This window comes from Aquibacillus koreensis (genome assembly GCF_025154055.1).
Taxonomy (GTDB): Bacteria; Bacillota; Bacilli; order Bacillales; family Amphibacillaceae; genus Aquibacillus_C; species Aquibacillus_C koreensis.
The window spans coordinates 1-10772 of the sequence record NZ_JAOALK010000042.1 but is presented as its reverse complement, the minus strand read 5'-3'; the positions used below and the strand labels follow the sequence as shown (position 1 = coordinate 10772).

The 10772-nt window shown below is 35.2% G+C and carries 13 protein-coding genes; 2 read left to right on the top strand and 11 right to left on the bottom strand.

Annotated features, from left to right (window positions below; translation table 11 throughout):
• The first annotated feature begins 85 nt into the window (after positions 1 to 85).
• A protein-coding gene (locus NYQ66_RS11700; protein WP_259867866.1) for an IS3 family transposase occupies positions 86 to 1248 on the top strand; the annotation gives its coding sequence in 2 pieces (ribosomal slippage) (positions 86 to 368 and positions 368 to 1248; 1164 coding nt in all).
• A 60-nt stretch (positions 1249 to 1308) separates the two neighbouring features.
• Here NYQ66_RS11700 and rpsR read toward each other — a convergent pair.
• From rpsR to NYQ66_RS11665, 7 genes are all read right to left on the bottom strand, one after another.
• Positions 1309 to 1539 carry a 30S ribosomal protein S18 gene (gene rpsR / locus NYQ66_RS11695; protein WP_058309181.1) on the bottom strand — a complete coding sequence of 77 codons (231 nt, stop codon included), beginning with the start codon at positions 1537 to 1539 and terminating at the stop codon, positions 1309 to 1311.
• A 21-nt stretch (positions 1540 to 1560) separates the two neighbouring features.
• Positions 1561 to 2052 (bottom strand): single-stranded DNA-binding protein, encoded by a 492-nt coding sequence (ssb, locus tag NYQ66_RS11690; RefSeq protein WP_259869656.1) that lies wholly within the window; start codon positions 2050 to 2052, stop codon positions 1561 to 1563.
• Positions 2053 to 2064: 12 nt separating this feature from the next.
• On the bottom strand, positions 2065 to 2355 hold the full coding sequence (gene rpsF, locus NYQ66_RS11685; protein ID WP_259869653.1) for a 30S ribosomal protein S6: 291 nt from the start codon (positions 2353 to 2355) through the stop codon (positions 2065 to 2067).
• A 152-nt stretch (positions 2356 to 2507) separates the two neighbouring features.
• Positions 2508 to 3608 carry a redox-regulated ATPase YchF gene (ychF, locus tag NYQ66_RS11680; protein ID WP_259869651.1) on the bottom strand — a complete coding sequence of 367 codons (1101 nt, stop codon included), beginning with the start codon at positions 3606 to 3608 and terminating at the stop codon, positions 2508 to 2510.
• Positions 3609 to 3836: 228 nt separating this feature from the next.
• On the bottom strand, positions 3837 to 4034 hold the full coding sequence (locus NYQ66_RS11675; protein WP_259869649.1) for a DUF951 domain-containing protein: 198 nt from the start codon (positions 4032 to 4034) through the stop codon (positions 3837 to 3839).
• 13 nt (positions 4035 to 4047) lie between these two features.
• Positions 4048 to 4923 carry a mechanosensitive ion channel family protein gene (locus tag NYQ66_RS11670; protein ID WP_259869646.1) on the bottom strand — a complete coding sequence of 292 codons (876 nt, stop codon included), beginning with the start codon at positions 4921 to 4923 and terminating at the stop codon, positions 4048 to 4050.
• Positions 4924 to 4961: 38 nt separating this feature from the next.
• Positions 4962 to 5987, bottom strand: a complete 1026-nt coding sequence (locus NYQ66_RS11665; RefSeq protein ID WP_259869644.1) for a YkvI family membrane protein — start codon at positions 5985 to 5987, stop codon at positions 4962 to 4964.
• A gap of 90 nt (positions 5988 to 6077) precedes the next feature.
• On the opposite strand from NYQ66_RS11665, the gene yyaC reads away from it, so the two are divergent.
• Positions 6078 to 6680 carry a spore protease YyaC gene (gene yyaC, locus NYQ66_RS11660; protein ID WP_259869641.1) on the top strand — a complete coding sequence of 201 codons (603 nt, stop codon included), beginning with the start codon at positions 6078 to 6080 and terminating at the stop codon, positions 6678 to 6680.
• Positions 6681 to 6804: 124 nt separating this feature from the next.
• Here yyaC and NYQ66_RS11655 read toward each other — a convergent pair whose 3' ends face one another.
• The 4 genes from NYQ66_RS11655 to noc form a co-directional block, all read right to left on the bottom strand.
• Entirely contained in the window at positions 6805 to 7512 is a 708-nt protein-coding gene (locus NYQ66_RS11655) for a DUF554 domain-containing protein (RefSeq protein ID WP_259869639.1), read from the bottom strand.
• Positions 7513 to 7653: 141 nt separating this feature from the next.
• Positions 7654 to 8493: a ParB/RepB/Spo0J family partition protein gene (locus tag NYQ66_RS11650; RefSeq protein WP_259869637.1), complete on the bottom strand. Its 840-nt coding sequence runs from the start codon at positions 8491 to 8493 to the stop codon at positions 7654 to 7656.
• Positions 8465 to 9247: a ParA family protein gene (locus NYQ66_RS11645; protein WP_259869635.1), complete on the bottom strand. Its 783-nt coding sequence runs from the start codon at positions 9245 to 9247 to the stop codon at positions 8465 to 8467. The genes NYQ66_RS11650 and NYQ66_RS11645 overlap by 29 nt, the downstream gene beginning before the upstream one ends.
• 237 nt (positions 9248 to 9484) lie before the next feature.
• Positions 9485 to 10348 (bottom strand): nucleoid occlusion protein, encoded by an 864-nt coding sequence (gene noc / locus NYQ66_RS11640; RefSeq protein WP_259869633.1) that lies wholly within the window; start codon positions 10346 to 10348, stop codon positions 9485 to 9487.
• Positions 10349 to 10772 lie beyond the last annotated feature (424 nt).

Here is a 10772-nt window from a genome sequence, read left to right as displayed (position 1 = left end):
TGGAGTGACCTAACTAAATGAGACAGAGGAAAAAGCACCCCCTGAGTCGTATATAAATTAAACGACTACTGGAGGTGCTTTTCTCATGGGAGAAAATAAAAATGTTTATTCTGAAGAGGTTAAAAGGAAAGTCATTGAAATGAAGTTGTCTAAAAAATATACCAATAAACAGATTATGGAGAAGTGCGGTATACGTAACGTTAGTCAAATCAAAAGATGGATGAAATGGTTTCGTGATGGGGAGGAACACCGACTGTCGCAACCCATTGGTAAACAATATTCCTTTGGGAAAGGTCCTGAGGAGCTAAGTGAAATAGACCAATTAAAACGGCAAGTTAAGCATCTAAAAATTAAAAATGAAATCTTAAAAAAGTACCAGGAAATCGAAGGGAGTTGGTACCAGAAGTAGTAATAGAGCTAGTGGAGTCATTAAAGGAAGTTTATGCGGTATCGATGATATGTGATTGTATTGGAGTCCCTAGATCTACTTACTATCGTTGGCTTCAAAAGTCATGGGAACCGACTGAGCTAGAACAACAAATAATCGATATTTGTAAAACCCTAAAATACAGAGTTGGACATAGAATGGTTAAAAAAATATTAAAAGAGGATCATCATATTTCTGTAAATAGGTTAACTGTGCAAAGAATCATGCAAAAATACAACATCCAATGTCGAGTCAAACCTAAAAGAAAATCAAAAATTGCTGGTGAAAGTAAATGTATCGTTCCAAATTTGTTGGAACAGAATTTTAAAGCAGATAGACCTAACCAAAAGTGGGTTACAGATATAACATACTTGAATTTTGGAGAGTCAACGATGTATTTATCATCCATCATGGATTTGTACAATAATGAAATTGTTGCTTATCGAGTTAGTCATAACCAAGAAGTAGATCTAGTGCTAGAAACATTGAAAGCAGCTTGTAATGGGCGAGAAACGAAAGGACTGATACTTCACAGTGACCAGGGATCGCAATACACTTCGTATGCTTTTCAAGAGTTAGCTGAAGAAAAAGGCATTATCACAAGCATGTCCCGCAAAGGCAATTGCTTTGATAATGCCGTCATTGAATCCTTCCACTCCACCATAAAGTCGGAAGAATTCTACACACACCAAAAGGCGCGTCTTACAAACTCTATTGTACTAGAAAAAGTCGAATCTTACATGTATTATTACAACTATATACGACCGTTTTCAAAATTAAACTGCCTTTCCCCTGTTCAATTCAGGGCAAAGGCAGCATAGGTGCTTTTTCTTGTCTCATATTACTAGGTCAGTTCACATCTAGTAGGTTTTTTTCGATCATCAATCGTTCACGTAAGGCAATAATGCCATTTGACGCGCACGTTTAATTGCTCTAGTTAATTTACGTTGGTATTTTGCAGAAGTTCCAGTTACACGACGAGGAAGAATTTTTCCACGCTCAGAAACGAAACGTCTTAACAAATCAACGTCTTTATAATCAATGTGTGTAATTCCGTTCGCAGTGAAAAAACACACTTTACGACGCTTAGCACGACCACGACGAGCTGCCATAAGGATAACCTCCTTTATAGTTTAAAATGGTAAATCATCATCTGAAATATCGATAGGTTCACCGTTATCTCTAAACGGATCTTCCTCATTAGGTCTATTATAATCGTTATTGTTTGGTTGGTTCTGGTTTTGGTTCTGATTAGGGCGGTACCCTGATGATCCTTGCCCACCGCCTTGACCTTGAGGTGCATTACCTCTTGTTTCAAGGAACTGAACAGAATCTGCTACCACTTCCGTTATAAACACTCTTTTACCATCCTGACCATCAAAACTACGTGTTTGAATTCGACCATCGACACCAATCATGCTTCCCTTTTTCATAAAGTTAGCTAGATTTTCTGCCGGACGTCTCCATATAACACAGTTGATAAAATCAGCTTCTCTTTCCCCTTGTTGGTTAGAGAACGGTCTATTCACAGCTATAGTAAAGTTGGCTACTGCCACACCATTTGGAGTATAGCGTAAGTCTGGATCCCTCGTTAACCTGCCGACGAGTACGACACGATTCAACATCAGAACCACTCCTTATTCTTCGTCTAGACGAATTGCCATGTGACGAATAATGTCATCAGAGAACTTTGCTTGACGATCAAATTCATTAATGGCGTTTTCATCACCTGTAAAGTTAATTAGAACATAGTATCCATCACGAAAATCATTGATTTCGTATGCAAGACGCTTCTTGCCTAATTCATCAGCTTTTTCGATTTCCGCACCATTATCAGTAAGGATTGTGTTAAAGCGTTCAACTAAAGCAGTTTTAGCTTCGTCCTCGATATTTGGGCGGATGATGTACATGATTTCATATTTTCTCATCCGATTTGCACCTCCTTTTGGACTAACGGCCCCATGCCTTCATGGAGCAAGGAATAAATTTAATTACTCACAATGAAGTATTATAGCAAAGATGTGTATAAAGTGCAAGGTTGTCCAGTTATTTATTAAAATATGTTTTCTATGATCCTAACTTACACATTAAAACGGAAATGTATAACATCGCCGTCTTTCACCAAATAGTCTTTACCTTCTAACCTTACTTTACCTTTTTCTTTCGCCGCTGCCATAGAACCTGTACCTACCAAATCTTCATATGATACTGTTTCAGCACGAATAAAACCTCTTTCAAAATCACTATGAATGATACCAGCTGCTTGAGGTGCCTTTATTCCCTTTTTAAATGTCCATGCGCGAACTTCTTGCTCACCCGCCGTGAAATACGTAGCTAGACCCAATAATTGGTACGTAGCTCTTACTAATTGATCTAATCCAGATTCTTCAATGCCTAACTCTTCTAAGAACATTTCTTTCTCTTCCCCATCAAGTTCAGCAATTTCAGATTCTACTTTAGCACTAATGACAATTACTTCCGCATTCTCATTTGCAGCAAATTCTCTTACTTTCTGTACATTAGGATTTGATTCTGCTTCAAGTAGCTCATCTTCTCCAACATTTGCTACATACAAAATCGGTTTACTTGTAAGTAAGTGAAGACCTTTTACAACTTTCATTTGCTCATCTGCAAACTCTACAGAACGTGCAGGTTTTTCATCTTCTAGCGCATCTTTAATTTTTGCAAGCACATCAAATTCAGCTATTGCTTCCTTATCTTTTTGTCTTGCCATTTTTTCAACCCGTTGAAGTCTCTTCGTCACAGATTCTAAATCAGCCAAAATTAACTCAAGGTTAATTGTCTCAATATCTGAAATAGGATCTACTGTACCGGATACATGGGTAATGTTTTCATCTTGGAAACAACGAACAACATGACAAATAGCATCTACCTGACGTATGTGAGAAAGAAATTGGTTACCTAGCCCTTCCCCTTTACTTGCACCTTTCACAATACCTGCAATATCTGTAAATTCAAATGCAGTTGGTATCGTCTTCTTTGGTTTTACTAACTCTGTTAATTTCCCTAAACGGCTATCTGGTACTTCAACAATACCTACGTTTGGATCTATTGTACAAAATGGGTAATTTGCCGATTCTGCGCCCGCTTGGGTAATTGCATTAAATAATGTGGATTTCCCCACGTTCGGTAAACCGACAATTCCTGCTGTTAATGCCATAAAAAACTTTCACTCCTTAAGGGTACCGCTCATATGAACGTTTCAGTCATACCAATTATAGATACACTTTACTAAAATGACAAGTTATCAAAATAAAAAAACAAGGCATGCTATATCCCTGTTTTTACTATTACTTGTATATATTTTGTTGTTTTACATTGTTTCTATTACTATGTTTTTTATATTTAATTATTTTTTGGATAATAATTGTTTCACGTGGAACAATTATTATTCTTCTACTCTTTCTAATACTTTCTTCATCTTACTGTCGAATTTTTTTCTTGGGATTAATACGCTGTGTCCACAGCCTTCGCACTTCACTCGTATATCCATCCCCATTCGAATAATCTTCCAACGATTTTCACCGCAAGGATGAGGTTTTTTCATTTGTACTACATCATTTAATTGATATTCTTTACTAACCACAATCTCACCCCTTTCAGTTGTCTATATTTCCATCCTCTCTAGAATACATCACTAAGCGCGGTAATGGAATATCAATGCCTCGTTCTTCCAACCTGCCTTTAATTTCTTTTCTTAAAATTCTAGCCATTGCCCAGTGCTCCATTGGATTTACTTCTGCAATAACACGCAATACTACATGACTTGTTTCCAACATTTGAACACCTAACATTTCTGGTACTGCTTTTAATTGTTCATATTGTTCAGGTAGCTCTAACAGTAACTCTCCTATAATCTTTTCAACTTTTGCGATGTCAGATTCATAAGGAACATTTAGATCTACTACAGCAATACTATTATGAATGGAAAAGTTCGTTACTTGCGTGACATTACCATTAGGAATAATATGTAACTCTCCTGTCCAACTCATAACCTTTGTCGTCCGTAACCCAATTTCCTCAACAATTCCTTCGACACCAGACGTTCGCACATAATCACCAACAGAGAATTGATCTTCAAATATGATGAAAAAACCAGTTATGATGTCGCGTACTAGGTTCTGTGTACCAAAACCAATTGCTAACCCCGCCACACCAGCACCGGCTAATAATGCACCAATAGGAATTGTTAGAGTATCTAATACCATTAAGAATGCTGTAAAATAAACAACATAGCTTAGTGTATTTTGGACCAGCTTTTTTAACGTATTTTCTCTTCGCTCTGTAATCCGAAAAGGACCTTTGTCTCTTTTCCTAAAAATACGACTAATTAATTTTGTACCTACTTTTACAATTAAACTAGCCAACAGAATAATTAAGACGATTCTAAAAAAAACTATACTTATATCAATCCATAACTCTGGTCCTGATATTCGATCCCAGATTGCATTAAACTCTTCCTCTATAAATTCCACTTCAGGTCCTCCAACACTTAACTTGTATATGTATTCTATCATTTTTGCCCTATTTTGTATCGGTTTATAATCGGATATAGTATAAGAGCTGATAAAACATACAAATTCAATAAGCCATAAAGTGGATATAAATATTCTATTAACGTTGCAAAGCCAATTTTAGTTAGCGGGATCATTGCAATTAGAGTAATGGTAGCTAATAGCCATAATGGAGCATTAATTGTATTACGAATTCTTGTAACTAACCCTAAAGTTCCAGATACTGCAGTTGTAAAGATTGCTAACCACAGTAAAATAGAAATAAATAAAAACATAACGTACGGATAATGTCTAAGTACCGCAAATAGCGGTATTTCATAAAGCAGAACTTGGTCTGATATTTGTATTAAACTATTATTATAAATATATGAAATAGTACCTAAAATTAATCCACTACCTAGACTGGCAATCCAAACTTCGCCTTTGGCTTTCATTTGATTACCTACTGCACCAAGTACAGCCATAAGAGGCAGAATATTAAGTGCAGTAAATGTGAAAGCAGCCGTCCAATTTCTCTGTCTAGAAAGATCGGGGAAAAAGGATAATTCTTGTTGGATAGAAAAAGTAACTAACACACCTAACAAACCAACGATTAATAACGGCAAGATAAAGCTATTAAGTGATAATACGCCATTTATATCTTTCATAAAGATTAGGATTAAAGGTACAATAATTATCACAATTCCCCACCAATTAGGAAAATGAAAAGCCTCTAATGTTGCACCACTACCCGCTAACATGATCACAGTAGTTGTAAATAAATAGATAAAGATCATACCATCATAGACATATGCTAACCTTTTCCCTACTATTGCTTCAAGAACTGGTAAGTAGTGCTCTGTCTTTTTCTCATAACTTATGTTTAATATAACGTAACAACACAATGAAAATAAAATAGTAAATAACAATATAGCTAGTCCACTTTCATTGCCAAAAAATTGCCATAGTTCTCTACCAGATGCATATCCAGCACCAATCATTGTTCCTATAATCAAAAACATCCATTTGAATCCAGATTTCCACATAACATTGCCTCCAACTTTCTTTTTCATGTGATGTATAGAATGAAGAATTTATCCGTATACTAATAAAAATATGTAAAAGGAGGATAAGCTATGAATCTAAAAGACAATTTCACCTCAAAAAATGAAATTAGACACTTTTTTGATCATCCACTAGCTACTCTTCAACTTAGTAAAGCTTTATTAGAATGGATTCCAAATGAAAAAGAAATTATTGTGTTATGTATTGGTACAGACCGCTCTACAGGAGATTCACTTGGCCCTCTTGTTGGTACCCTTCTCAGTGAAAAAAAACCTAAACACTTGTCCATCTATGGAACACTAGACCAACCTGTTCATGCAATTAATTTAAAAGAGAAAATCGAAATGATAAATGCTAATCATCAAAACCCCTATGTTATTGCCCTTGACGCTTGTTTGGGGAAATTAAAGTCAATAGGTTCCATTATTACTGCACCGAGCCCTATTCAACCAGGTGCTGCATTAAAAAAGGATTTGCCCGACGTAGGAGATGCGCATATAACTGGAGTAGTAAACATTAGCGGATTTATGGAGTTTCAAGTATTACAGAATACGAGATTACACATCGTAATGCAAATGGCAAGAACGATCACAGGCACTTTATATAAAGTAGATCGTGAAATTTCTTTTCTTAAAACAAATACAATGTTAAACACAAAGAAATCTCTATTATAAGAATTTATATGAGCATATAACAATGAAATATATTAGTACATATATATACAAAACTCAAAAGAAAATACGTAATCTATCAAACTATCTCTACTATATTAAAAAAAGTTAGTCCGAAGACTAACTTTTACATAATTATTTGATAAATATAGACAACTATGCCAACAGTAACAATAGATGGTAATAGATTAGCAATTCTAATCTTTGTTACATTTAATATATTAAGTCCAATAGCTACAATAAGTAACCCACCTGTTGCTGTCATTTCATTTATAAATCCGTTTAAAAATATTTCAGGTATCCATCTCTCTATCTGTGTTGCCAAGAGTGCGATAGAACCCTGATAAATAAAAATAGGTATAATGGATAAAACAACTCCAAAGCCAAGTGTTGTTGTTAAAACAAGTGACATAAATCCATCTAGGAATGCCTTTGTTATTAAGACACCATGATCATTTCTCAGACCACTATCTAACGATCCAACAATTGACATCGCTCCTACACCAAAAATTAATGTTGCCGTAATAAAACCCTGAGCGATTGTACTTTCCGAATCAGGCTTAGATAATCGTGTTTCAACCCATTTACCAAAGCCGTTGAGTTTTGACTCTAATCGTAGCGATTCTCCAATAATTGCGCCTGTTAACAAGCTAAGTAATACAATTATGATGTTATCCGTTTTTAACGCCATTTGGATTCCAATAAGTATTACAGCTAATCCAATACCATTCATAATGGTTTCTTTATATCTCTCTGGTATTTTTGTGAAAAATAATCCAACACACGTACCAATAATAATGCACGCTATATTTATTAGTGTTCCTGTTAAAGCCATTACTACATCTCCATCTACATAAAATAATAAATTGTTCCACGTGAAACAATTTAATCATACAACATCACAATTGGCCTGATATATAAAGAAAATAATAGCACACCTAATTGGCTAACATTAGGTGTGCTTTTCTACACAATATTATTTAAACATCTCTAAAATTCGATCAAGGTCATCATCAGAGAAAAATTCAATTTCAATTTTCCCCTTTCTTTTCCCCTTATGAATGGAGACACTAGTACCTAAGTGATCACGCAACCGATTCTCTCGTTCAGTTATAAATATATCCTTTTTAACAGGTACCTTTTTTTTGTTTTGTGGTATTTTTTCATTAAGGTTAATAATCAGTTGCTCTACTTGACGAACATTTAATGTTTCTTTCCTGATTTTATCAACCACAGGAATGATCTTCTCTTTATCCTTTAAGCCAAGAAGTGCTCGCCCATGTCCCATGGAAAGCTCACCATTATTAATCAATGCAGTTATCTGTTCAGGAAGACTTAATAACCTTACTAAGTTGGCTATATGTGATCTACTTTTTCCTAATCGTTTAGACAGTTCCTCTTGCGTTATGCCAAGTTCTTTTATTAGGTTAGAATATGCAAAAGCTTCCTCTATTGGCGTTAAATCTTCTCGTTGTAAATTTTCTAATAGTGCTAACTCCATCATTTTTTCATCTGTTAGATCTTTAACAATAACAGGAATAGTCGATAATCCAGCTTCTTTAGCTGCTCGAAATCTTCGTTCTCCAACTACAATCTCATATCCCTTTATACTTTTTCTAACGATTAATGGCTGTAATATACCATATTCAATGATAGATTCTTTTAACTCATCTATAGCATCTACATGAAATGTTTTTCTAGGTTGATACGGATTCGGCCGACATTCTTTAATTGAAATCTCTTTTACAGCTTCTTCTTCTCGTGTATCTAACTCCGGAAAAAAGGCATTAATTCCTTTCCCTAACCCTTTCGCCATTCGCGATCACTTCCTTTGCTAAGTCAAGATATACTTCTGCGCCTCTAGATTTCGGATCATAAAGAATGATAGGTTGCCCATGACTCGGCGCTTCTCCAAGTCTGATGTTTCTTGGAATAACAGATTTATATACTTTATCTTGAAAATACTTTTTCACTTCTTCTATTACTTGAATACCTAAGTTAGTTCTAGCATCTAACATCGTAAGCAAAACACCCTCAATCATAAGCTCTTTATTAAGGTGTTTTTGCACTAAACGTATCGTGTTTAAAAGTTGGCTTAGTCCTTCTAATGCATAATACTCACATTGAACAGGGATTAATACACTATCTGCTGCGGTTAACGAATTAATCGTTAAAAGACCGAGCGAAGGAGGGCAATCAATAATAACAAAATCATAGTTATCTTTAACGCTATCAATTGCTTTTTTAAGACGAACTTCTCTAGAAATGGTTGGAACTAGCTCAATCTCTGCTCCTGCTAATTGAATTGTAGCCGGAATGATGTCTAATTTTTCTACATTTGTAGGAACACAAACTTTTTCAGCTTCTAAATCCTCAACTAGTACATTATAAATACACTGATCCATATCAGCCTTGTTTATCCCTACCCCACTAGTAGCATTTCCTTGTGGATCTATATCAACAAGCAAAACTTTGTGATTTAAATAAGCAAGACATGCACTTAAGTTAACTGCTGAAGTAGTCTTTCCTACGCCGCCTTTTTGATTAGCTACGGCGATTACTTTTCCCATGGTGTCACCTACCTACTTTAAAACTCTATCGTTTACTATTCTATCATCTTTTTTTGTATCTTGGACTAACTTTAATCATTTTATATGAAAAAACAATACTATTAACCTAAAAATACATCAATTTTTCTGTTCATTTAGTGCAATTTTTATTTAATTAACACTTCTATTATGTCTCTACCTGAATAAGTGCAAAAAATTCCCACCTTAACATTGTAAAGATGGGAGCTGACACTTTTATTATTTTTTCTTTGGAATTTTAATTGTAATCTGGTAATAATCCTCGTAATCCTCTTCATCTGTTTCTAGGTCAATTCCAGTATCTGATACCATTGACAAAGATTGCCTGATTGTATTCATAGCAATTCTCATATCTTTATTGAAACCTTTTAACTTCGGTTTCTTCTTTTTTGGTGTTTGGTCAAACATTTTTGCTATTCTTTCTTCTGTTTGTTTCACGTTTAAATTCTTCTCTATAATTTCATCTAGTATTTTCTCTTGTAATTGAGCATCTTTGAGTACGATCAGCGCACGTGCATGTCTCTCTGTAATATTTTTCTCCAGGAGTGCCTGTTGTACACGTTCAGGTAGTTTTAGCAATCTCATTTTATTAGCAATAGTCGATTGACTTTTACCTAATCGTTGTGCCAACGCTTCTTGAGTCAAACCGTGGATATCAAGTAATCTTTCATAGGCTTTCGCTTCCTCGATTACTGTTAACTCTTCTCTCTGAAGGTTCTCAATTAATGCAACCGAAGCAGTTTCTGCATCCGACATATCCCGAATAATGGCAGGAACTGTTTCCCAACCTAAAAATTGAACCGCTCTCCATCTTCTTTCACCTGCTATTAATTCATACCCAGTTACTTCATTATTATCTTGTTCTATCTTTCTAACAACAATGGGTTGAATCATACCATGTGTATGTATTGTTTGAGCTAATTCTTCAATTTTTTCTTGTTTAAAAATAGAACGAGGTTGGTAACGATTTGGAATAATATCCTGAACCGGTAATTGAATAACCTCATCTGGAAGGTATTCACCTTCTATTTCTGGTTCCGCTTTTTCACCTAGGCCAAATATTCGGCTAAAAGGGTGTAACATAAACTGACACCACCTTCTCAAACTTTCTTAAAACCAATGTTTCACGTGAAACATTGGTAAAGTATAAAGTGATCATTAGGATGTACACGCACATATATAAATCCTTCTATTATTCTATCATACATCCTCTTAAAATGTAATTTCAAATGAATGAACAAGCAAACTTATTTATTTTACCTTTTAAATCAAGGGGAATATATATTTGATAGTGTTTCATCGTCGATTCTATATTATTAATATCCTTCCTATATGCTACTTTCAAAAATTTATTGGTATGACGCATTTTGTATAGACTGCGTCGTAACTATTCTTTGGATGAGTGGTAATAAGCCGTTCCGGCAGAATACTTCGCTTTCCGCGGGCACGGCCTCAGCCTCCTCGTGGAAGGGCACCACTGCGGGGTCTTCACCTCGCGCTGTTCCCG